This is a genomic window from Streptomyces sp. NPDC051105 (assembly GCF_040682795.1).
Lineage (GTDB): Bacteria > Actinomycetota > Actinomycetes > Streptomycetales > Streptomycetaceae > Streptomyces.
The window spans coordinates 77,606-99,399 of the sequence record NZ_JBFBBR010000007.1; the positions used below are offsets into that span (position 1 = coordinate 77,606).

Annotated in this window: 21 protein-coding genes; 2 read left to right on the forward strand and 19 right to left on the reverse strand. The window is 70.6% G+C overall.

Annotated features, from left to right (window positions below):
• Window positions 1-27 precede the first annotated feature (27 nt).
• Window positions 28-825, forward strand: coding sequence for a tyrosine-protein phosphatase (locus tag AB0N16_RS18995; RefSeq protein WP_365798050.1), 798 nt, complete (start codon window positions 28-30; stop codon window positions 823-825).
• A 21-nt stretch (window positions 826-846) separates the two neighbouring features.
• Here the strand turns inward: AB0N16_RS18995 and AB0N16_RS19000 are convergent, their stop codons facing one another.
• From AB0N16_RS19000 to AB0N16_RS19090, 19 genes are all read right to left on the reverse strand, one after another.
• The gene (locus AB0N16_RS19000) at window positions 847-969 is read right to left on the reverse strand and encodes a DUF6126 family protein (protein ID WP_123972047.1); all 123 of its coding nucleotides are present in this window, start codon (window positions 967-969) and stop codon (window positions 847-849) included.
• Window positions 966-1,589, reverse strand: coding sequence for an XRE family transcriptional regulator (locus AB0N16_RS19005; RefSeq protein WP_365798052.1), 624 nt, complete (start codon window positions 1,587-1,589; stop codon window positions 966-968). Before AB0N16_RS19005 ends, AB0N16_RS19000 begins: the two co-directional genes overlap by 4 nt.
• 149 nt (window positions 1,590-1,738) lie before the next feature.
• Window positions 1,739-3,124, reverse strand: a complete 1,386-nt coding sequence (locus AB0N16_RS19010) for an aspartate aminotransferase family protein (protein ID WP_365798054.1) — start codon at window positions 3,122-3,124, stop codon at window positions 1,739-1,741.
• A 274-nt stretch (window positions 3,125-3,398) separates the two neighbouring features.
• Entirely contained in the window at window positions 3,399-4,556 is a 1,158-nt protein-coding gene (ispG, locus tag AB0N16_RS19015) for a flavodoxin-dependent (E)-4-hydroxy-3-methylbut-2-enyl-diphosphate synthase (protein WP_365798056.1), read from the reverse strand.
• 4 nt (window positions 4,557-4,560) lie between these two features.
• Window positions 4,561-5,583, reverse strand: coding sequence for an adenosyl-hopene transferase HpnH (gene hpnH / locus AB0N16_RS19020; protein WP_365798058.1), 1,023 nt, complete (start codon window positions 5,581-5,583; stop codon window positions 4,561-4,563).
• Window positions 5,584-5,588: 5 nt separating this feature from the next.
• A complete protein-coding gene (locus AB0N16_RS19025; RefSeq protein ID WP_365798060.1) occupies window positions 5,589-6,230 on the reverse strand; it encodes a 1-hydroxy-2-methyl-2-butenyl 4-diphosphate reductase in 642 nt (213 codons plus the stop codon).
• Entirely contained in the window at window positions 6,231-8,222 is a 1,992-nt protein-coding gene (shc, locus tag AB0N16_RS19030) for a squalene--hopene cyclase (RefSeq protein ID WP_365798062.1), read from the reverse strand.
• Window positions 8,223-8,339: 117 nt separating this feature from the next.
• Window positions 8,340-9,467: a polyprenyl synthetase family protein gene (locus AB0N16_RS19035; RefSeq protein WP_365798064.1), complete on the reverse strand. Its 1,128-nt coding sequence runs from the start codon at window positions 9,465-9,467 to the stop codon at window positions 8,340-8,342.
• Window positions 9,467-10,888 (reverse strand): hydroxysqualene dehydroxylase HpnE, encoded by a 1,422-nt coding sequence (gene hpnE / locus AB0N16_RS19040; RefSeq protein WP_365798066.1) that lies wholly within the window; start codon window positions 10,886-10,888, stop codon window positions 9,467-9,469. Before hpnE ends, AB0N16_RS19035 begins: the two co-directional genes overlap by 1 nt.
• Window positions 10,885-11,025 (reverse strand): DUF6380 family protein, encoded by a 141-nt coding sequence (locus tag AB0N16_RS19045; RefSeq protein ID WP_365798068.1) that lies wholly within the window; start codon window positions 11,023-11,025, stop codon window positions 10,885-10,887. The genes hpnE and AB0N16_RS19045 overlap by 4 nt, the downstream gene beginning before the upstream one ends.
• Window positions 11,025-11,978: a presqualene diphosphate synthase HpnD gene (hpnD, locus tag AB0N16_RS19050; RefSeq protein WP_365798070.1), complete on the reverse strand. Its 954-nt coding sequence runs from the start codon at window positions 11,976-11,978 to the stop codon at window positions 11,025-11,027. Before hpnD ends, AB0N16_RS19045 begins: the two co-directional genes overlap by 1 nt.
• Window positions 11,975-12,877, reverse strand: a complete 903-nt coding sequence (hpnC, locus tag AB0N16_RS19055; RefSeq protein WP_365798072.1) for a squalene synthase HpnC — start codon at window positions 12,875-12,877, stop codon at window positions 11,975-11,977. Before hpnC ends, hpnD begins: the two co-directional genes overlap by 4 nt.
• A gap of 359 nt (window positions 12,878-13,236) precedes the next feature.
• On the reverse strand, window positions 13,237-14,040 hold the full coding sequence (locus tag AB0N16_RS19060) for an ABC transporter ATP-binding protein (protein ID WP_365798074.1): 804 nt from the start codon (window positions 14,038-14,040) through the stop codon (window positions 13,237-13,239).
• On the reverse strand, window positions 14,033-14,962 hold the full coding sequence (locus AB0N16_RS19065; protein WP_365798076.1) for an ABC transporter permease: 930 nt from the start codon (window positions 14,960-14,962) through the stop codon (window positions 14,033-14,035). Before AB0N16_RS19065 ends, AB0N16_RS19060 begins: the two co-directional genes overlap by 8 nt.
• Window positions 14,963-15,100: 138 nt before the next feature.
• The gene (locus AB0N16_RS19070) at window positions 15,101-15,973 is read right to left on the reverse strand and encodes a glycosyltransferase (protein ID WP_365798555.1); all 873 of its coding nucleotides are present in this window, start codon (window positions 15,971-15,973) and stop codon (window positions 15,101-15,103) included.
• A gap of 8 nt (window positions 15,974-15,981) precedes the next feature.
• Window positions 15,982-16,725, reverse strand: coding sequence for a CDP-alcohol phosphatidyltransferase family protein (locus tag AB0N16_RS19075; RefSeq protein WP_234540340.1), 744 nt, complete (start codon window positions 16,723-16,725; stop codon window positions 15,982-15,984).
• Between the two features lie 13 nt (window positions 16,726-16,738).
• Window positions 16,739-17,800, reverse strand: coding sequence for an iron-containing alcohol dehydrogenase family protein (locus AB0N16_RS19080; RefSeq protein WP_365798078.1), 1,062 nt, complete (start codon window positions 17,798-17,800; stop codon window positions 16,739-16,741).
• Complete coding sequence (locus tag AB0N16_RS19085) at window positions 17,788-18,540, reverse strand: phosphocholine cytidylyltransferase family protein (protein WP_365798080.1); 753 nt, start codon at window positions 18,538-18,540, stop codon at window positions 17,788-17,790. Before AB0N16_RS19085 ends, AB0N16_RS19080 begins: the two co-directional genes overlap by 13 nt.
• Window positions 18,537-20,300, reverse strand: coding sequence for a DUF5941 domain-containing protein (locus AB0N16_RS19090; RefSeq protein ID WP_365798082.1), 1,764 nt, complete (start codon window positions 20,298-20,300; stop codon window positions 18,537-18,539). Before AB0N16_RS19090 ends, AB0N16_RS19085 begins: the two co-directional genes overlap by 4 nt.
• A gap of 435 nt (window positions 20,301-20,735) precedes the next feature.
• On the opposite strand from AB0N16_RS19090, the gene AB0N16_RS19095 reads away from it, so the two are divergent.
• Window positions 20,736-21,677, forward strand: coding sequence for a cation diffusion facilitator family transporter (locus tag AB0N16_RS19095; protein ID WP_365798084.1), 942 nt, complete (start codon window positions 20,736-20,738; stop codon window positions 21,675-21,677).
• The last annotated feature ends 117 nt before the right edge of the window (window positions 21,678-21,794 follow it).

The following is a 21,794-nucleotide window of genomic DNA, read 5'->3' on the forward strand; positions in this document are numbered from 1 at the left end:
CGACGGGGCCGGCTGGGAGGAGCCCCCGTGACGCAGCAGGTCCCGTCGACCGAGCCCGAGCTGGCCGGGGTGCGCAACTTCCGTGACGTGGGCGGCCTGCCGACCGTGGACGGGCGCCGGGTCCGGCACGGCGTGCTGTTCCGCAGCGGGCATCTGGCGCACGCGACGGAGCGGGACGCGGAGTTCCTCGCCTCCCTCGGCCTGCACACGATCTTCGACTTCCGCAACGCGGCCGACCAGAAGCTGGAGGGCCCGGACGTCGAACTGCCCGGCGTGCGGAACGTGAACCTGCCGCTGACCGACCCGGCGCACGGCGCCGAGTTCTGGACGATGGTCCGCGAGGGCGACATCGAGCAGCTGCGCGGACTGCTGGGCGACGGCAAGGCCGCGAACCGCATGGTCAGCTCGTACCGCATGATCGTCAGGGACCGCACCGAGGAGCACTCGCGCGTACTGCACGGTCTCGCCGAGGACAGTGTCCCGGCGCTGATGCACTGCGCGGCCGGCAAGGACCGGGCGGGCGTCTCCATAGCCGTGACGCTCCTCGCGGTGGGCGTGGAGCGGGACGCGATCCTCGCCGACTACCTGGAGTCCAACGCCAAGCACCGTCGCTACAAGGTGCGGCGCAGCGGCGGCGGGGACAGCGCGTACAGCCCCGACGTGATGGAGCTGCTCAGCCCGCTCTTCGAGGCCCGTGCGGAGTACCTGACGGCGGCCTTCGAGAGCATCGAGGAGACGTGGGGTGGCGTCGACACGTACCTGGAGCAGGGCCTGAAGCTCGCCCCGGAGACCCGGGAGCGGCTGCGCGGGCGCCTCCTCGACTGAGGCCGGCGGGGACGGGAGCGCTCAGCCCTTGCCGCCGACGGCGAACAGCAGGTAGAGGAACGCGGCGAAGACGTGCCCGACGGCGATGTAGATGATCAGCCGGACCCACAGGGCCCGGGGGAACTTCTCCTCGATGTTGCTCACGGCAGCTCTCCAGTGATCGGCCCCAGGCACAGCGCGGCCAGGGGACTCTGCAGCAGGGTGTGGACGAACAGCAGCTCGACCCCGTCGTGGTCCTCGGCGGCGAGCCGGTGCGGGGTGAGCGAGTCGAAGTGCGCGCTGTCGCCGGGCGCGAGCACGTGGGTGGTGTCACCGAGACGCAGCCGGAGCCGCCCGTGCAGGACGTACAGCCACTCCTCGCCGGGATGCACCCGCACGATGTCGCCCTGGGTGCCGTACGGGACCCGGACGCGCAGCGCCTGCATGCCCCGGCCGGGCGCACCGGCCTGCCAGTACGTCCAGCCGCCCGCCCTGGTCGGTTCCATGTCCGCGGTACGCACGATCGCGTCCCGGTCGGGGACCGTCTCGCCGAGCAACTCGGAAACCGTCGTACCGTAGACACGGGCGAGCGAGAGCAGCATCGGCAACGAGGGCTGGCGCTGCCCCGTCTCCAACCGGGAGAGGTGGGCCGGCGACAGCCCGGCGTCCCGGGCCGCGGCCTCCAGGGTGAGGCCGGCACGGCGGCGCAGGGAGCGCAGCCGCGGGGCGACGGCGGGCAGGTCGTCGCCGGGACCGGCGGACGGCGCCGGGTCTGAGGCGTTCATGCCTCTATTGAGCCGCGTTGTTGCCTCAGCGGCAAATTTCTTGCCTCAGAGACAAGAAGGCGGAGACCAAAAAAGCGGGGCCAACAGGCGGGGGGGGTGAAAGCGGGGACAAAGGGCGGGGGCCGCCCGCAAGAGGCCCCCGCTCGGTGTCAGCGGTTGGCCACCGCCTGCTTGATGAGGGTCTTGCCGAAGTCCCACATCAGGCCGCCGCCGCTGTGGGCGTCGTCCATCACGTCCGTGAAGGCCGCCACGAAACGGTCCACGTCCGACTCGTCGACGATCAGCGGCGGGATGAGTTTGATGACCTCCAGGTGGTCGCCGGAGACCTGGGTGAGGATCCGGTGACGTTGCAGCAGCGGTACGACGACCATCTGCGCGAACAGGCCCTTGCGGGCCGCCTGGAGCATGGTCCAGCGGCTGCGGAGCTTCAGCGAGCTGGGCCTGCCGAACTCGATGCCGATCATCAGGCCCCGGCCGCGTACGTCGGCGAGCAGCTCGTACTTGTCGACCAGCGCCGTGAGCCGGGACTTGAGCTGCTCCCCCACGACCCGGGCACCCGCGACGATCTGGTCGTTCTCCATGACGGAGAGCACGGCGAGTCCGGCCGCCATCGCCTGGGCGTTGGCACCGAAGCTCGCCGAGTGGACCAGGACGCGGTCCATGGACGAGTAGACCTTCTTGAAGATCCAGTCCTTGCCGAGGGTCGCGCCCACGGGGACATAGCCGCCGGACAGCGCCTTGGCCACGCACACCAGGTCCGGTTCGACACCGTCCTCGTGCTGGTAGGCGTAGAAATCGCCGGTGCGGCCGAGACCGGTCTGCACCTCGTCGGCGATCAGCAGCGCCTTGTGCTTGCGCAGCAGTTCCTGGGCGCCGCGCAGATAGCCGGGCGGCGCCTCGTGCACGCCCTTGCCCTGGATCGGCTCGACGATCAGGGCGGCGACATCGCCCTTCTTCAGCTCCCGGGCGAGCGCGTCCAGGTCGCCGAGGGGGACGGCCGTGTCGGGCAGCAGCGGGGCGAAGCCGTCCCGGAAGCCGTCCTCGCCGTTGACCGACAGCGAGCCGGTGGTCAGGCCGTGGAAGGCGTGGTCGCAGTAGAGGACGCGGGGTCTGCCGGTGGCGAAGCGGGCGAACTTCAGCGCCGTCTCGACCGCCTCGGTGCCGCTGTTGCCGAAGAACACCCGGTCCAGGTGCGGGCTGTGGGCGAGCAGCCGCTCGGCGAGCAGTCCGGGCAGCGGCTGGCAGTCGAAGCGGGTGAGGTCGGCCAGCTGTGCGTCCAGGACGTCGTGCAGGGCCTTGCGGACGACGGGATGGTGGCGGCCCAGGCCCATCACCCCGAACCCGGCGAGCATGTCCAGGTAGTCGTTGCCGTCCGCGTCCCAGAAGTGGGCGCCCTCGGCACGCTCGTACACCTTGTCGAAACCGATGGTGTGCAGCATGCGGGGGAGCTGGTGGTTCAGGTACTTGCTGTGCAGCTCGTACCGCTCACCGCCGCGCTCGGCCAACAAGGCGCCGAGGTCGAACTCCGTGGTCATTCTTTCTCCTTGTAAGCGCCATCGATGACAGCGCCCTCGGCTGCAGCGCCCCGAAGGGGCGCGGGGAACTGCGCGGCCGGCCCAGACGGCGCCGCACCCGCCCCAGAACCCCCCGCGGCACCTCCACAGGCATCGGCCCCCCGCCCCGCGAGGCTCGCTCCGATCCGCCCCGCGATCTCCACCGGCGTCAACCGGACGATCTCGTCGCCGAACACCGAGGTCCAGGAAGGGCCGTTGGACGGCGTGAGCGGCTCGCAGGTGAGCGGGTTGCTGTTCAGCTCACGGTGACGGCGGGTGCTCCGGCGCCGGTGCCGTCCTGCTCCATCTGCTCGGCGATCTTCATGGCCTCCTCGATGAGCGTCTCGACGATCTTGGACTCGGGGACGGTCTTGATGACCTCGCCCTTGACGAAGATCTGGCCCTTGCCGTTGCCGGAGGCGACGCCGAGGTCGGCCTCGCGGGCCTCGCCGGGACCGTTGACCACGCAGCCCATGACGGCGACGCGCAAGGGAACTTCCATCCCCTCCAGCCCTGCCGTCACCTCGTCCGCCAGCTTGTAGACGTCGACCTGGGCACGCCCGCAGGACGGGCAGGAGACGATCTCGAGCCGCCGCTGCCGGAGGTTCAGGGACTCCAGGATCTGGATGCCGACCTTGACCTCCTCGGCGGGCGGGGCGGACAGCGACACCCGGATGGTGTCGCCGATGCCCTGCGCGAGCAGCGCGCCGAAGGCGACCGCCGACTTGATCGTGCCCTGGAAGGCCGGCCCGGCCTCCGTGACGCCGAGGTGCAGCGGGTAGTCGCACTGGGCGGCGAGCTGCCGGTACGCCTCGATCATCACGACCGGGTCGTTGTGCTTGACGGAGATCTTGATGTCCCGGAAGTCGTGCTCCTCGAAGAGCGAGGCCTCCCACAGAGCACTCTCCACGAGCGCCTCGGGGGTCGCCTTGCCGTACTTCTCCAGAAGCCGCCGGTCGAGCGAGCCGGCGTTGACCCCGATCCGGATCGGCGTGCCGTGGTCCTTCGCGGCCCGCGCGATCTCCTTCACCTGGTCGTCGAACTTCTTGATGTTGCCGGGATTGACGCGGACGGCCGCGCAGCCGGCCTCGATGGCAGCGAACACGTACTTGGGCTGGAAGTGGATGTCCGCGATCACCGGGATCTGGGACTTCCTCGCGATGGTCGCCAGGGCGTCCGCGTCGTCCTGCGTGGGGCAGGCGACGCGGACGATCTGGCAGCCGGACGCGGTGAGTTCGGCGATCTGCTGGAGGGTCGCGCCGATGTCCGACGTACGGGTCGTGGTCATCGACTGCACCGACACCGGGGCACCGCCCCCGACGGCCACCGGTCCGACGTTGATCTGCCGCGACAGGCGCCGCTCGGCGATCGGCCGGACCGGGACCTCGGGGAGGCCCAGGGAGATGGCGGTCACGTGGTCACTCCCGGTTTCCGGAGACCGTCTCGCGCATGGCGCGCAGCGACTCCTTGAGGGACCCCATGGTGGCCAGGACGGCGGTGGGCTCGTAGCCGCAGTGCGCCATGCAGTTGGCGCAGCGCGGGTCCTTGCCGCGGCCGTACTTTTCCCAGTCGGTCTCCTCGATGAGTTCGCGGTACGTCGGCACGTACCCGTCGCTCATCAGGTAGCAGGGGCGCTGCCAGCCGAAGAGCGAGTAGTTCGGGATCGCCCAGGCCGTGCACGGGAAGTCGACCTTGCCCTCCAGGAAGTCCAGGAAGAGCGGGGAGTGGTTGAGCCGCCACTTGCGCCGGTTGCCGCCCGCGAAGGCCTTCTTGAACAGCTCGCGGGTCTGTGCCACGCCGAGGAAGTGCTCCTGGTCGGGGGCCTTCTCGTAGGCGTAGGCGGGCGAGATCATCATCTCGTCGACCTTGAGGTCGTCGTTGAGGAAGTTGAGCACCTCGATGACGGTCTGCGGGGTGTCGGTGTTGAAGAAGGTCGAGTTGGTGGTCACCCGGAAACCGCGTCGCTTGGCCTCCTTTATGGCCGCCACCGCCTCGTCGAACACACCCTCCTTCGCCACGGACTCGTCGTGCCGCTCACGCAGCCCGTCGATGTGCACCGCGAAGGCGAAGTAGGGAGAGGGCGTGAACTTGTCCATCTTCTTGCGCAGCAGCATGGCGTTGGTGCAGAGGAAGACGTACTTCTTCTTCGCCACCAACTGCCGCACGATCTCGTCGATTTGAGGGTGCATCAGGGGCTCGCCGCCCGCGATGGACACCATCGGCGCACCGGACTCCAACACCGCCCCGACGGCCTGCGCGACCGGCATGCGCTGCTTGAGCACACCTGCCGGGTGCTGGATCTTGCCGCAGCCCTCGCACTTCAGGTTGCAGGCGAAGAGGGGTTCCAGCTCCACGATCAACGGGAACTTGTCCCGCTTGCGGAGCTTCTGTTCAGCCAAGTAAGTCGCGACCTTGATGGACTGGCGCAGCGGCATGGCCATCTGGCTCACCTCCGGGGGAGCAACAAAGAACGGTGCCATTCGAAAAAAGCCGGAAGAACGGATCGAAGAACGCGGAAAGCCGATATTCCACCGCGCACCGTGCCGATCCGGACGAGTTCATGTTCAGGAGCGTCCACGACCACCCTGACGGCCGCAACGGGGTGCTCGCCCGCGCGCACGGCGCTCAGGAGCGTCGCCGCCGACTCCATGTCGACCGCGATTGCGCCGGTCGCGAGCAGATCAGACCGTTCGTGACCGCGGACGACATGATCGGAACCGGTGACGGGGCCGGTGTGGACAGTGCGGCCGGGTACGGTCCGCACCAGTTCTTTCACGAGGAGTTCGGTGGCCACGCAGGGGACGCTGCCGCGCGGGTCCCGGGTCTCCTCGGCGACGACCAGGTCGCCGGGGTGCATCCCGGGAGCGAGTCCCGCGCAGAAGCCGGTGGCCAGGACGGCGGCACCGGCGAGCGCCGGGTCGGCCAGGACCCGGGTGACGGACCGTTCCGCCGCCCTGGGGCCCATGCCGGTGCGCAGCACGGTGACCGGCCCGCCCGCGCCGCCGCGTTCGCCGGCGCGCAGGGCCAGATGCTCGATGCCGAGCGCGCAGGCGATCAGCAGCGGAGCCGGAGCGGGCGTGGTACTCATTCAGCTCCTCTCGGCCTCGGGGACGGGCTCGCCGTGGACGTAACGGCCGAGCGCGGTGAGCGGGAAGACCTGCCGGTAGAGGTGGTAGTTGATGGAGAAGTCCCAGGGGAACCCGGTGCCGGTGAAGTACGGCTCGTCCCAGGAGCCGTCCTCCCGCTGGGTCTCGGCGAGCCACCGCACGCCCCGCTCGACGGCCTTGGAGTCCTTCTCCCCCGCCGCGAGCAGCGCCATCAGCGCCCACGCGGTCTGGGAGGCGGTGGAGGCGCCGCGCCCGCTCCATTCACCGGCGAACTTGTAGGAGCGCAGGTCCTCGCCCCAGCCGCCGTCCTCGTTCTGGACCTGCTCCAGCCAGGTCACCGCGCGCCGGATCGCCGGATGCGAGGCGGGCAGCCCGGCCGCGGTCAGTGCGGGCACCACGGAGCCGGTGCCGTAGACGTAGTTGACGCCCCAGCGCCCGAACCACGAGCCGTCCGGCTCCTGTTCGGCCAGCAGCCACTCGATGCCGCGCCGGGTGCGCGGGTCGTGGGACATGCCCTCGAAGGCGAGCATCTCCACGACGTGCGCGGTGACGTCGGCCGAGGGCGGGTCGATGACCTCGCCGAAGTCGCAGAACGGCAGCCGGTTGGGGAACGGGCTGGTGTTGTCGACGTCGAAGGCGCCCCAGGCGCCGTTCTTCGACTGCATGCCGAGGTTCCAGCGCACTCCGCGCCCGATGGCCTTCTCCAACCGCTCGGGATCGTGGTGCTTGATCCGGCGCAGCGCGAGGACCACCTCGGCGGTGTCGTCGATGTCGGGGTAGTTGTCGTTGTGGAACTCGAACGCCCAGCCGCCCGGCGGGAGCTGGGGGCGCTTCACGGACCAGTCGCCGGGCCGCACGATCTGCTCGCCGAGCATCCAGTCGGCGGCCTTGACCAGTTGCGGATGGTCGTCGGGCAGGCCGGCGTCGGCCAGGGCGATGGCCGCCAGACAGGTGTCCCACACCGGGGACTGGCAGGCCTCGATCATCCGGGCGCCGTCCTCGCGCCACACGGCGTAACGATCCAGCGACTCAAGGCCCGCGCGCATCACGGGGTGTTCGAGGTCGTAGCCGAGCAGATACAGGGCGATCACCGAGTACACGGCCGGCGGCTGGATGCCGCCCCAGGCGCCGTCGTTCTCCTGGCGTTCGACGATCCAGCGGCCGGCGGAGTTCAGGGCGGACCCGCGCAGTCGGCGCAACGCGACCTTGCGGTAGCCGCGGACAACCTTGTCGAGCCGTTGGAAGACGCCCTCCCAAGTGGCCACCGGAGCAAGGGGCTGCGGCGGGTTGGGATCGGCCGGGTCGGTGTGCAGCTCGTCCAGGGGAAAGGGTGCGGGGCGCACCGGGCGTTTGGCCGAGACGACGGTGAGCGGCACGATGGTCTGCCGGGCCCACTGGCCGAAGTTGTAGATGCTGAGCGGGAACCACTTGGGGAAGTACAGGAGCTCCGGCGGGAGTTCGGGCAGGTCCTCCCACTTCCACCAGCCGAACAGGGCCAGCCAGATCCGGGTGAACACCCGGGCGGCGGCGATCCCGCCGCGCTCGCGGATCCAGGCCGACGCCTTCGCCATGTGGGGCGCGTCGGGAGCGTCCCCGGCCAGCCGCAGGGCGACGTACGCCTCGATGGTGGTGGAGAGTTCGCCCGGGCCGCCGTAGAAGGTGGCCCAGGTGCCGTCCTCGCGTTGCTCGCCACGGATGAAGAGCGCGGCGGCGGCCGTCGTGGCCTCGTCGCGGATGCCGAGGAACTGACGGAGCAGCAGGTCCTCGGCGTCCATGGTGACGTTGGTCTCCAGGTCGCCTTTCCACCAGCCCTGCGCGTCCTGCCGGGCGAGCAGATGGTCGGTGGCACGCCTCACGGCGCGTTCGGCGGCTTCTTGTACCCCGGCCGCCGCGGGGGTGGTGAGGTCGGTGCTGGCCGAGGCAGCGCGGGGCGGCAGGGTGGCCCCGGTGCTTCCGTCGGTCGTCGCTGTCATGGCTTCCCCTTCGTGCAGTCGTGCGAAATCGTTCTGCTGTGGGTCCGCCGTCGGCCGGTGCTGGTTGCGCGCTCGCACCGGCCGGCGACTACGCGAGGGCTATTCGACCGATAGTGATCATCTCTTTCGTACGACGACGAAGTCCGCGAGCGCCGTGAACTGCGCCCGGACCAGGTCGGGCATGTCGACGGCGTGCAGGGCCTCGATGGCGATGGTGTGCTGACGACGCGCCTCTTCGGCGGTCCACTCACGGCCGCCGGCCTCCTCGATGAGGGCGGCGCGGGCGGCGAACTCCTCCTCCGAGAAGTTCTCGAAGTCGCTGCTCTTGGCGTCGGCGGCGAGGATCTCGCCGAGCCGCTCGGAGGCGGCCCCGCCCGCCGCGAGCGCGGCGACGACCGGCAGGGACTTCTTGCGCTGGCGCAGGTCGCTCCAGGTCTGCTTGCCGGTGGCCTCCGGGTCGCCCCAGATGCCGAGGAGGTCGTCGACAGCCTGGAAGGCGAGGCCGAGGTGGTAGCCGTACTTCTCCAGGGTGTCGGCGGTGCGGTCGTCGGCGCCGCCGAGCACCGCGCCGATGGAACTGGAGGCGGCGAGCAGGGCGCCGGTCTTGTTGCCCTCCATCTCCAGGCACTCCTCGACACTGACCCGGTCGCGGTGCTCGTAGGAGATGTCCTGTGCCTGGCCGTCGATCAGGGCACGGGTGGCGGTGGTGAGCCGACGGGTGGCGCGGCCGGCCTCGACGGTGCCGAGCTCCAGCAGGACCTCGTTGGCGAGGGCGAACAGGGCGTCGCCGACCAGGATGGCCTGGGCGGGGCCGTGCACCTTCCAGACGGTGTCACGGTGGCGGCGCTGTTCGTCGCCGTCCATCAGGTCGTCGTGCAGCAGCGAGAAGTTGTGGACGAGTTCGACGGCGACGGCCCCGGGGATGCCGACCTCGGGGGCGGCGCCGGCGACCTCGGCGGAGAGCACGGCGAGCGCGGGCCGTACGGCCTTGCCGCCGTCGCCGTCGGCGGGGTTGCCTTCGGCGTCGATCCAGCCGAAGTGGTAGGCGGCCACAGTGTCCATGGGGGGTGCCAGGCGGTCGACGGCCGCCTTCAGTACCGGGTTGGCAAGGGTCCGGCCGCGCTCCAGGAGCGCGGTCACGTCCACCGCGTCGGCAGCCGTCTCGGCCGGGGGCACAGTGGGCACAGTTTCTCCTCTTGTTGCGGTACCGGGGGTGCGGGGGCCTGCCGCCTGCTGACCGAGCATCACGCCGCCTCCTCGAACTCGAAGAGGCGACGAGGGCGGGGCCGGCCCAGGGTGCGCAGCGCGGCGTCGGCCGCGTTCACACCGCTGCGGACCGCACTCTCCATGGTCGCGGGCCACCCTGTGGCGGTCCACGCTCCGGCCAGGTAGAGGCCGGGTGCCTTGGTGCGGGCGCCGGGCCGCAGCCGCCCGACGCCGGGGGTGGGGGCGAAGGTCGCGGTGCGCTCCCGGGTCACGAAGAAGTCCTTCACCCCGGCGCCGCGCGCGCCGGGCAACAGCCGTTCCAGCTCGGGCAGATAGCGCTCGCGCAGGACGGCCACCGGTGCGTCGATCTCGTCCTGGGCGGCCGACTGGGACAGTGCGAGGTACTGTCCGTCACGCAGGCCGGAGGCGTGGGTACGGTCGAACACCCACTGGACCGGGGTGCCCAGGGCCGCGAAGAACGGCTTGGTGAGCACCGTACGGTCGTAGACCACATGGACGTTGAGGATCGGCGCGGTGCCGATCTCCAGCAGGTTCTCCGGGGCGTCGAGGGCGCCCTCGGGCAGCAGGTCGTACGCCTCGCGCTGGGCCACGGCGAGCACCACGGTGTCGGCGGTGAGCGTCTCCCCGGGAACCTGAACGCGCCACGTCCCGTTCTCGTTAGTGGAGACGGAGGTGACGCGTGTACGGAGCTCAGTGCGCACGCCCACGGAGTCGAGCGCCTTGCGGGCCAGCCGGTCGTGCAGTTCGCCCAGCGGTACATGGGCCCAGCCGATGTCGGCCGCGCCCGGGTCGGACAGCAGACCGGTCTTGAACACCATCGCGGCGAGCGCCAGGGAAGCGTCCTGGGCCACCGCGTTGAGGGTGGCGACCCCCACCAGGTCCCACAGTGCCTCGATGGCCCGCGCCGACTGGCCTCGGGCAGCCAGCCAGCTGCCGAAGTCCTGTGCGTCGAGTGACGGATCGCCGAGATCGAGTGCTCGGAGGGCCAGTGCGGCCTGGCCTACTCTGGCGCGCTCGGCGAGCGAGAGATGCGGGTAGGCGGCGAGGCTGCGCCCCAGGTGCAGGGGCACCGGCAGGGGATCCCGGCGGAGTCTGCCGAGCCGGCGCCCCTCGGGTTTCGCGAGGTCGAGCACGGGCACGTCGAGCCGGTCCTGGAGCGGTGCCAGCGCCGCGCCCTCGATGCGGTCGAGGAACCAGCGGTAGGCGGTGCAGCAACGAAGGTACACATGCTGGCCGTTGTCGACGGTCAGGTCGCCGCGCTGGAAGGAGAAGGCGAGCCCGCCGAGACGCGGCCTGCCTTCGAGCAGGGTGACGTGCATCCCCGCGTCGGCGAGTGCCAGCGCGGCCGTGACGCCGGCCAGACCGCCGCCGATCACGACGGCGGTGCGCCCGGACGGGATGTCGTCGTGCGTCCGTTCGGATCGCGTGCCGTCGGTCATCGTGCAGCCTCCCCTGGCCGCCCGCCGTGCCGGTGGAACGGGGCAGGGCGAGCCGTCGCAGTCAGGGACGCCACGCCGCACCGGAGGGTTGCCTGCCGTTTTTCTCCGGTGGAGCCAGCTTGGCCCACTTTGCCCATCAGACGCGCCTCCTGACGGTCCGGCGGGACGCGTGGCGCCGGGTGTCGAGCCCGGACAGGCCGCGTACGGCGACGTACGCCTTCTCGCGTCCGGGCAGCGAGACCCGGCCGCGCAGCACCGCCTCCGGCTCCCGCTCGATGCGGTCGAGCAGGCGGCGGTAGATGCCGGCCATGGCGGCGACACAGGCGCCGCTGCGCCGGTCGAGCATGGGCAGCAGCCGGTAGCCCTCGGCGAACAGGGCCCGGGCGCGCCGTACTTCGAAGTGCACCAGGCCCGCGAAGTCCGAGCCCTCCGGCGGGGTCGGCCCGTGGAACCCGGCCGCGCAGCCGAACTTGGCGAGATCGTCGCCGGGCAGGTAGGTGCGGCCGTTCCCGGCGTCCTCGCGGATGTCCCGGAGGATGTTGGTGAGCTGGAGTGCGAGCCCGAGCGTGTCGGCATACTCCGGCGCGCGCTCAGCGCCGCGCGCCCCCGGTTCGGTGCCGAACACACCGAGCGAGAGCCGGCCGATCGCACCGGCCACGCAGCGGCAGTAGACCTTGAGGTCGTCCCACGTCTCGTAGGTCTCGCCGCGTACGTCCATCAGCACACCGTCGATCAGCTCGTCCAGGCCGCCCAGCGGGATCGGGAAGGCCTGGGCTGCGTGCGCGAGGGCGACCGCGACCGGGTCGGTGTCGTCCTCGTCGACCGCGCCGTCCTGGACCCGGGCGAGCAGCGCCCGGGTGTCCTCCAGCCGGGCCGCCTTCACGTCGTCGGCCAGCACACCGTCGCCGATGTCGTCGACGCGCCGGGAAAAGGCGTAGAGCGCCGACATGGCGCGCCGCTTGGGCGCAGGCAGCAGCCTGATGCCGTAGGCGAAGTTCCGTGCCTGCTGTCCGGTGATGGTCTCGCAGTAGCTGTAGGCGGCGAGTACCGGCGCGGACACAGGTGTGGGAGAGTCCACGGTCCGGATCACCCCTCTCCTCGCAGAGTTACGCCCACCTCACGCAGCAACCGGCCCTTGCCGGGCTTGGGCGGGCCGGGAAGTACGTCGTATTCGGCGGCGGCGATCGCAGCGATCGCCGCCCTTCCCCCCGCCACGAACCCCGCGAGCAGCAGCTTCAACCTGCCGTGGACGCTACCCACCAGGGGGGCGCCTTCATTCAGGAGATCGCGAGCGCGTTGTGCTTCGTATGCAACCAGTGCACGCACCGATGCGCCCCCGGTTTTCCTGGCGAGATCCGCCTCCTGGACATGAAAGCGCTTCATGTCCACGGCGGGCAGATAAATCCGGTCGCGGCCGAGGTCCTCGGCCACGTCCTGGAGGTGTTCGACGATCTGGAGTGCGGTACAGATCGCGTCCGAGAGGCGGATCCGCTCGGGGGTCGAGGTGCCGGTGACGGCAAGGACCAGGCGGCCGACGGGGTTGGCGGACAGCTCGCAGTAGGCGAGCAGGTCGTCGTAGGTCTCGTACCGCTTGACCAGCTGGTCCTGGCGGTTGGCGGCGATCAGCCCGAGGAACGGCTCGCGGGCCAGGTCGCGGCGGCGAACGGTGAGCTGGAGGCGGTGCAGCAGGGGGTGGTGCGGGGTGCCGTCGAAGACACGGCCCAGGTCGGCCTCGAAGGCATCGAGGAGGGCCAGGCGGTTTTCGGCCTCGTCCGGGGGCACGCCGAGCAGCCGGGCATCGGCGCCACCGGGGGCCAGGTCGCCGTCGCCGATGTCGTCGACGAGACGGGCGAAGCCGTACACCGCCATCAGGTCGTCACGCCAGGCCCTCGGCAGAAAGAACGGGGCCACCGGGAAGTTCTCGTCCGCGGCCTTGTCCAGGGTGCCTCGCTCGGCCTCGCCGGTGCGCGCCGGGGTGGTCGCCGTCACCGTTCGCTGCCCGGGACCGGGACGGCGTGGCCTGCGTTGAGCTGGGGAGTTTCCGTAGCCATTGCCGTCACATCTCCCGTTCTACACTGCCGACCCAATACACACTATTTCGGACACGCCGCCCAGCAATCCGCAGGGCGGCCCGGCCGAGGGTGTCGCGCATTATCGCCCCACTTGCCGCTTTCTGGGACCGGTACAGCTTACGTTGTACAACGCATCGAGGTTCGTCGGGGTGTCCCGCAGATCACAACAACACACCGATTGGCTTCAAGATTCCTAAGGCGGCCCGGAGTTGACGTTTCCTTTGCAGACGCCGGGCCCCGCCGGAAAGGTTCCGGCGGGGCCCGGGTACTGCTGGGCTACTTGCCCGTGTACTTCTCGTACTCCTTGAGCACCTCTTCGGTCGGGCCGTCCATGCGCAGCTCACCGCGCTCCAGCCACAGGACCCGGTCGCAGGTGTCACGGATCGACTTGTTGTTGTGGCTGACCAGAAACACGGTGCCCGCGTGCCGGCGCAGTTCACGGATCCGGTCCTCGGACCGCTTGCGGAAGGACGCGTCGCCGGTGGCCAGCGCCTCGTCGATCATGAGGACGTCGTGGTCCTTGGCGGCGGCGATGGAGAACCGCAGCCGGGCCGCCATGCCCGAGGAGTAGGTCCGCATCGGGAGGGTGATGAAGTCGCCCTTCTCGTTGATGCCGGAGAAGTCGACGATCTCCTGGTAGCGCTCCTTGATCTCCTCGCGGGACATGCCCATGGCGAGCCCGCCGAGGATGACGTTGCGCTCGCCGGTGAGGTCGTTCATCAGGGCCGCGTTGACGCCGAGCAGCGAGGGCTGCCCGTTGGTGTAGACCCGGCCCTGCTCGGCGGGCAGCAGGCCGGCGATGGCGCGCAGCAGGGTGGACTTGCCGGAGCCGTTGGAGCCGATCAGGCCGATCGCCTCGCCCCGGTAGGCGACGAAGGAGACCCCGCGCACGGCGTGCACCTTGCGGACGCCCCGGGCCGTGTCGTCCGAGCCGCGTTTGACGATCCGGCTGAGGGCGGCCGTCGCGCTGCCCTTGCCGGACTTGGCGCCGTTGACGCGGTAGACGATGTGCACGTCCTCCGCGATGACGGTGGGGATCCGCTCTCCCTGGTTCTGCTCCGTGTCGTTCAGCTCAGCCACGGCCGTACCGCTCCTCCGCCTTCCAGAAGTACACGAACCCGCCGGCGAAGACGACCAGCGCCCAGGACAGGGCGACGGCCCAGACGTGCGGCGGGAGGTTCGAGGCGCCATAGCCGTCGATGAGGGCGAAGCGCATCAGGTCCATGTAGACGGTGGCGGGGTTCATCTGGAGGAGCGTGCGCGCCCACTCCGGCCGGCCCTCCATCATCTTGGTGATCGAGAACATCACACCGGACATGTACATCCAGGTGCGCAGGACGAACGGCAACAGCTGGGCCAGGTCCGGCGTCTTGGCGCCAAGCCGGGCCACGATCATGGCCAGCCCGGTGTTGAACAGGAACAGCAGGACCAGGATCGGAACGACCAGCGCCCAGGACAGGCCCGGACGGCTGCCGAACCCGACCACCACGGCGACCATGACGATCATCGAGAACAGCAGCTGCTGGAGCTGCTGGAGCGCGAAGGAGATCGGCAGCGAGGCGCGCGGGAAGTGCAGCGCTCGCACCAGACCCAGGTTCCCGGAGATCGCCCGGACGCCCGTCATGATCGAACTCTGTGTGAACGTGAACGTGAAGACGCCTGTGACCAGGAACGGGATGTAGATGTCCTGCGACATCCCGCGGCTGGCATGCAGGATGACACCGAAGATGAAGTAGTACACGGCCGCGTTCAGCAGCGGCGTGGCCACCTGCCAGAGCTGGCCGAGCTTGGCCTGGCTGTACTGGGCGGTGAGCTTCGCCTGCGAGAAGGCGAGGACGAAGTGCCGGCGTCCCCAGAGCTGGCGTACGTACTCGACGAGCGAGGGACGTGCGCCGCTCACCGTGAGCCCGTACTTGGCGGCCAGCTGCGCCGCCGTGAGGCCCTCGTCGGGCGACGGCACCGCGCTCACCGCGATTCCGACGTCATGCGTTGTCTCACTCAAGGGTGGAAGCCTTCGTCCTCAGATTCGTCTTACGTTCGTCTTACGGAATTGTGCTACCGGAGGTGACACGTATCCGCCATGGACACGTTCCCGGGGGCGTCCGCGCGCCGGGCACGCGGACACGCCCCTTCGAGCTTCTCAGATCACCGGGGGCCGGCCCAATCGCGTGAGCTTCCACACGGTGCGCCACCGCATGGGCCGACGGGGTCCGCACGGCGTGGTCCAGCCCTCCCGGAAGCCGGCGAACCAGGCGTGCAGGGCCGGGCGCGAGGGGCGGCGCACCAGGGTCAGCAGCATCCACACCCCGAGGTAGACGGGGACCAGGGGGGCGGGCAGGTTGCGGCGCGCCAGCCACACCCGGTTGCGGGCGACCATCCGGTGGTAGACCGCGTGCCGGGAGGGGGCGGTCGTGGGGTGGTACAGCACCATGTCGGAGCGGTAGTCGATCATCCAGCCGGCGTCCAGGGCCCGCCAGGCCAGGTCGGTCTCCTCATGGGCGTAGAAGAACTCGTCCGGCAGGCCGCCGACCTCGGCGAGGACCTGGGTGCGGACGGCGTTGGCGCCGCCGAGGAAGGTGGTGACCCGGGAGGAGCGCATCGGGTCGGAGGCCCGCAGCCTCGGCACGTGCCGGCGCTGGGTCTGTCCCGTGTCCGGGTCGGCGATACGGAAGCTGACGATGCCTAGCTTCGGGTCGGCGGCGAAGGCCTCACGGCACAGCTCGGCGGTGTCGTGCCCGGGGAGCAGTCCGTCGTCGTCCAGGAAGAGCAGTATGTCGACATCGCGACCGCTGGGGCCGAAGGCCTCTATGCCGACGTTGCGGCCGCCGGGGATCCCGAGGTTCTCGGGCAGCTCCATGGTGCGCACGCCGTCCGGCACCTCCGGGACGGGCGAGCCGTTGCCTACGACGACCACCTCGACCGGGTCGCCGTCCTGCTTGGCGACCGAATCGAGGAGGGCGCGCAGTTCGTCGGGGCGGTTGCCCATGGTGATGACGACCGCGCCGACCTTCAGACCGGCGCTCACCGCAGCCTGCTCGACGCGAGGACCGAGACCAGGTGCAGCAGGGTCTGCAACAGCGCGATCCCGGCGAGCACGGCGGTGCCGAGCCGGGTGAAGAAGAGGTCGCCGCGGACGTGGTCCACGATCGCGAGGAGCAGGATCAGCAGCGAGGCCTCGATGCCGAGGATCAGCCGGTGGAACCGGAGCAGGGCGGCGGCCCGGCGGGCCAGCGCCATCCCGGAGGAACGCATCTCGGCGGCGGCCTCCTTGACCACCGGCAGGCCGGCCTGGTGGCGGGCGACGCCGACCAGGTCGGTCTCGGCCTTGATCAGGATGGCGCCGAGCGCGGCCAGGGTGCCGAGGAAGGCCCACAGCCAGTCGATGCGGCCGCTGCCGAACAGGTCGGCGGCGCGCAGCCCGAGCCCGACGAGAACGGCCGCGTCGGTCAGATAGGCGCCCACGCGGTCGAGGTAGACCCCGCCCAGCGAGTACTGCTGCTTCCAGCGCGCGACCTCGCCGTCGACGCAGTCCAGCAGCAGGTACATCTGGACGCAGACCACGCCGAGCACGGCGCCCGTGATCCCCGGCACCAGCAGGGCCGGGGCCGCGAGCACGCCGAAGACGGTCATCAGGTACGTGAGCTGGTTGGGCGTGACCCTGGTGTTCACCAGGTAGCGGTCCACCCGCAGGGACACCTCACGCATATAGAGGCGCCCCATCCAGTGCTCACCGCTGCGCCGGTCCTTGACCCCAGCGGGGTGCACGACCGGACGGAGTTCAGCTACCGATGGCCTTGACATAGTCGACGTAGAAGTCCTTGATCTGGTGCGGCTTGAGGTCGAGGTGTTCGAGGATGGTGTAACGGCCGGGCCGGGTCTCCGGGGCGAACTCGACGACCCGGACGAACTCGTCCACGGTGAAGCCGATCTCCTCCGGCAGCACCGGCAGTCCGTGCCGGCGCAGCACATCGGCCATGTACACGGACTGCTGGTGGGCTCCGCGCAGGTACATCGCGAAGGCCGCGCCGAGTCCGCACTGCTCGCCATGGCTGGCGGCACGCCTCGGATACAGCAGGTCGAAGGCGTGGTTGATCTCGTGGCAGGCGCCGGAGGACGGGCGGGAGTCGCCCGACACCGACATGGCGATACCGCTGAGCACCAGCGCCTCGGCGAGCACCTGGAGGAAGGCGTTCTCCCCTATGCCGCCGGGGTGGCGCAGTACCGCCTCGCCGGCCTGCCGGGCCATGGCGGCCGCCAGACCGTCGATCTTCTCGCCGTTGACGCGGTGGGACAGTTCCCAGTCCGCGATCGCCGAGATGTTGGAGACGGCGTCCCCGATGCCCGAGCGCACGAAGCGCGCCGGGGCCTCCCGGATGACGTCGAGGTCGATGACGACCGCGATCGGGGTGGGCACGCCGTAGGAGCCGCGGCCCGCGTCGTTGTCGAGGGTGGCGACTGGCGAGCACAGACCGTCGTGCGCGAGGTTCGTCGGCACGGCGACCAGCGGCAGACCCACCCGCGCGGCCGCGAACTTGGCACAGTCGATGATCTTGCCGCCGCCGAGGCCGACGACCGCGTCGTAGCGGCCCGCCTTGATCTCGCCGGCCAGCCGGATCGCGTCGTCCAGGGTGCCGCCGCCGACCTCGTACCAGGTGGCACCGGGCAGGCTCGGCGAGACGCGCTCGCGCAGCTTGGTGCCGGAGCCGCCGCTGACGGCGATGGCGAGCCGGCCGGAGTGCGAGATGCGCTCGTCGGCGAGCACGCCGGCCAGGTCGTCGAGGGCACCCGGGCGGATGTCGACGACGACCGGCGAGGGGATCAGCCTGGTCAGTACTGGCACGCGATCTCCCGTCCCTTGGCGAGATCGTCGTGGTTGTCGATCTCCACCCACCGGACGTCGCCGATCGGCGCCACGTCGATCCGGAAGCCGCGGTTGACCAGCTCCTGGTAGCCGTGCTCGTAGAACTGCTGCGGGTCGCTCTCCCAGACCGTCTTCAGCGCGTCGGCGAGCTCGGGGGCCGCGTCGCCCTCGATGAGGGTGACGCCGATGTACTCGCCGGTGGCCTCGGCGGGGTCCATCAGCTTGGTGATCTTCGTCATGCCCTGGTCGGCGCCTACGACGACCTTCATCTCCTCGTCCGCGAGGGACTTGACGGTGTCGAGCGCGAGGATGATCTTCTTGCCGTCGCCGCGTGCGGCGAGCAGCGTCTTCTCGACGGAGACCGGGTGGACGGTGTCGCCGTTGGCGAGGATCACGCCGTCCTTGAGGGCGTCACGGCCGCACCACAGGGAGTAGGCGTTGTTCCACTCCTCGGCCTTGTCGTTGTCGATGAGGGTGAGCTTGAGGCCGTACTTCGCCTCCAGGGCCGCCTTGCGCTCGTACACGGCCTCCTTGCGGTAGCCGACGATGATCGCGACCTCGGTCAGGCCGATCTCGGCGAAGTTGCCGAGGGTCAGGTCGAGCACCGTGATCGAGTCCTCTATCCCGGCAGGCCCCACCGGCACCAGCGCCTTGGGCAGGCTGTCGGTGTAGGGGCGCAGACGCCGTCCGGCGCCGGCCGCCAGCACGAGGCCGATCATGCGGGTTCTCCTTCATCGTGTACGGCGGGCGCCCCTGCGGACACCCAGAAGCGGATGCTCTCGACGAGCACCAGCCCGGCCACGGCCACGGCGAGGACCGTGAGCGCGACCTTGAACTGCGTGGCGGTGAGCACCGCGGCCACGACGGTGACCAGCAGAGTTCGCCCCTCCTGCCCCCCGGCGGCGCGTACCAGCCAGGCCGGCGGCGCCCCGGCGTTGCCGCGGATGCGGTACACCGTGTCGTAGTGATGGTAGGCGACGGCGGCCACCAGGCCGAAAGCCGCGGGAAGGGTTCCGTTCACCCCGGATTTGCTTGCGAGGACGAGAACGGTGCCGTATTCGGCGGCCCGGAACAGGGGCGGGACCAGCCAGTCGAGGGCGCCCTTGAGCGGGCGGGCGAGGGCCTGGCCGGAGGCCAGCGCGTAGACGACGGCGCCGGCGACCGGCGCCCAGGTCACGCCTGAGAAGAGGGACACGGTGAGAACCGCCACTCCGGCGAGTGCCACCAGGAGCGGGGAGCCGAGCGGGGCGGGCAGCGCGCGGGACACAAATTGGGCGAGCGGGCCGTTGTCGGCCAGGTCGGCCAGCGCCTTCGCCGCCCGGTCGGTCCTCGTGGCCTTGCGGGTCAGCGAGCGCAGCACCCGCCCGGCGGTGGTGTACGTCGCCGCGAGGGCGCAGCCGACCAGCAGCACGTAGAAGGTGATCCGCGGGGTCGTCGCCGCGGTCAGGACGGCTATCAGGGCCCATCGTTCGCCGATGGGCAGGACTATCATCCGGCGCACCCAGACCGTCCAGCCGACGCTGTCGAGCCGGTCGGAGAGGGCCGCGGTGGGGCTGGTGTTGGCGGTGGCGTCGTGGTTCGCCTCGTTGAAGGAGAAGTCGACCACGTGCCGGCAGGTCTGCAGGATCATCGCGCCGAGGGCGAGGGCCCATACGTCGTCTCCGCCCCGGGCCGCGCCGAGCGCGAGGCCGGCGTAGTAGGCGTACTCCTTGGCCCGGTCGAAGGTGGCGTCCAGCCAGGCGCCGAGCGTGGAGTACTGCAGGGAGTAGCGGGCGAGCTGGCCGTCGGTGCAGTCCAGGACGAAGGACGCGATCAGCAGCCCGCCCGCCGCGACGAACCCGGCGCGGGTGCCGGTGGCCGCGCAGCCCGCCGCGATCAGGGCGGTGAGCAGGGAGGCGGTGGTGACCTGGTTGGGGGTCAGGCCGCGCCGGGCGCACCAGCGGGCCAGGTAGCGGGAGTACGGGCTGATGAAGAAGGTGGTGAAGAAGCCGTCGCGGGACTTCACGGCCGACTTCAGGCGTACGGCCTCGTCGTCGACGGCGGCGACGGCCTGCCGTGCCTCGTTGCGGGCCTGCGGGTCGGCGGGGACGGCGGCGACCAGACTGCCCAGCTCGGGGCGGTGCACGTCGGCGTCCAGGGCGGTGACGAGGCCGTCGACGGCCAGGTCGGTGCCGCCGGCGGCGGCCTCCCGGGCCAGCGCCCCGTTCAGCGCCTGACGGCCGGCCGGCTGGGCGGTGACGGCGCCGGGGATCGCGGCGAGCGGGAAGCGTGGGTCGGTGAGGCCGAGGCGCAGGGCGTGCAGATGGCCGACGAAGCGGGCGTCGACGACGGCGACCCGCCGGTCGGCGGGCACGGTCGCGAGGAGGGCCGCGGTGTCGGTGCTGTCCGAGGCCGTGCGCACCTCGAAGCCGAGCGCCCGCAGATCGCTCTCCAACGACGATCCGGGGACCGGCTGGCCGGTGACGATGGCGGTCGGCAACCGAACTCACTCCCTGGGTGCCGGCGCACGGGCGCCGGTCTACTGCGTGGTGGGGCGCGGTGTGCCTGGTGGCCCCCGGGCGGCATTCGGCAGAGGCTATCTGATGGTGAGGACTGCTTGTTCACCGGCCGTTCACGGCACGGACGACCCGCTCTGCCCCGGCCTTTGCCGAGATCATCATCCGTGATCCGGGCCCCGGCCCACAAACCGCGCTCACAGAACGGGCATTGAGGACATGGTCCCCTTCGGCGCGGACGGGTTCCGGGCGGCCACCCGGGATGCCCACCCGTTCACGAGGGGTCACTGAGGATGCCCTGACCTGGGAATCGTTTCCGCAGGTCAGGGCACATGACAACGGTGTTCACTGCCGCGTTGCCGGATACCCCCCACCCGTAGTTCACTGTGATCCCGGGCGGAAATCAGGAGGCGTATCTCATGGGGGCAGGGCACGACCACGGCCACACGCACACCCACGCGCCGGCCACCGGCACGGCCGCGGCGGCGTATCGCGGGCGGCTGCGGGTGGCGCTCGCCATCACCCTCGGGGTGATGGTGGTCGAGATCGCCGGCGGCCTGCTGGCCGACTCGCTCGCGCTGATCGCGGACGCGGCCCACATGGCCACCGACGCACTGGGCCTCGGCATGGCACTGCTGGCGATCCACTTCGCCAACCGCCCGGCGAGCACCAACCGCACCTTCGGCTACGCCCGTGCCGAGATCCTGGCCGCCCTGGCCAACTGTCTGCTGCTGCTCGGCGTCGGCGGCTATGTGCTGTACGAGGCGGTCCAGCGGTTCGTGACGCCCGCGGACACGCACGGCGGCCAGATGATCGTGTTCGGTCTGATCGGCCTGGTCGCCAACATGATCTCGCTCACGCTCCTGGTGCGCGGCCAGCAGGAGAGCCTGAACGTGCGCGGCGCCTTCCTGGAGGTGGCGGCCGACGCGCTGGGCTCGCTGGCGGTGCTGATCTCGGCCGTGGTGATCCTGACCACCGGCTGGCAGGCGGCCGACCCGGTCGCCTCGCTGGTGATCGGCCTGATGATCGTGCCGAGGACGGTGAAGCTGCTGCGCGAGACGCTGGACGTCCTGCTGGAGGCGGCGCCCAAGGACGTGGACATGGCGGAGGTGCGGTCGCACATCCTGGCGCTGGACGGCGTACTGGACGTCCACGATCTGCACGCCTGGACGATCACCTCGGGACTGCCGGTCCTGTCGGCGCACGTGGTGGTCCGCTCGGAGGTGCTGAACGCCATCGGCCACGAGAAGATGCTGCACGAGCTGCAGGGCTGTCTCGGCCACCACTTCGACGTGGAGCACTGCACCTTCCAGCTGGAGCCGGGCGGGCACGCGGAGCACGAGGCCCGGCTCTGCCACTGACCGCGCCGCGGTCCGTCGGGCCGCCCGGCCGGCCACCGGAACCCGTCGGTCCGGGCTCCCCCGCCGTCCTTGTGTTCGACACCCCCGGACGGTTCCCTTTCGCACCCGTAGGGCACG

What these genes read in the sequence shown, in the direction of transcription:
- AB0N16_RS19005 (WP_365798052.1), bottom strand. Translation starts at nt 1,589, where the DNA reads ATGAACGCCTCAGACCCGGCGCCGTCCGCCGGTCCCGGCGACGACCTG.
- AB0N16_RS19010 (WP_365798054.1), bottom strand. Translation starts at nt 3,124, where the DNA reads ATGACCACGGAGTTCGACCTCGGCGCCTTGTTGGCCGAGCGCGGCGGT.
- hpnH (WP_365798058.1), bottom strand. Translation starts at nt 5,583, where the DNA reads ATGGCCATGCCGCTGCGCCAGTCCATCAAGGTCGCGACTTACTTGGCT.
- AB0N16_RS19025 (WP_365798060.1), bottom strand. Translation starts at nt 6,230, where the DNA reads ATGAGTACCACGCCCGCTCCGGCTCCGCTGCTGATCGCCTGCGCGCTC.
- shc (WP_365798062.1), bottom strand. Translation starts at nt 8,222, where the DNA reads ATGACAGCGACGACCGACGGAAGCACCGGGGCCACCCTGCCGCCCCGC.
- AB0N16_RS19035 (WP_365798064.1), bottom strand. Translation starts at nt 9,467, where the DNA reads ATGCTCGGTCAGCAGGCGGCAGGCCCCCGCACCCCCGGTACCGCAACA.
- hpnE (WP_365798066.1), bottom strand. Translation starts at nt 10,888, where the DNA reads ATGACCGACGGCACGCGATCCGAACGGACGCACGACGACATCCCGTCC.
- AB0N16_RS19045 (WP_365798068.1), bottom strand. Translation starts at nt 11,025, where the DNA reads ATGGGCAAAGTGGGCCAAGCTGGCTCCACCGGAGAAAAACGGCAGGCA.
- AB0N16_RS19085 (WP_365798080.1), bottom strand. Translation starts at nt 18,540, where the DNA reads ATGATCGGCCTCGTGCTGGCGGCCGGCGCCGGACGGCGTCTGCGCCCC.
- AB0N16_RS19095 (WP_365798084.1), top strand. Translation starts at nt 20,736, where the DNA reads ATGGGGGCAGGGCACGACCACGGCCACACGCACACCCACGCGCCGGCC.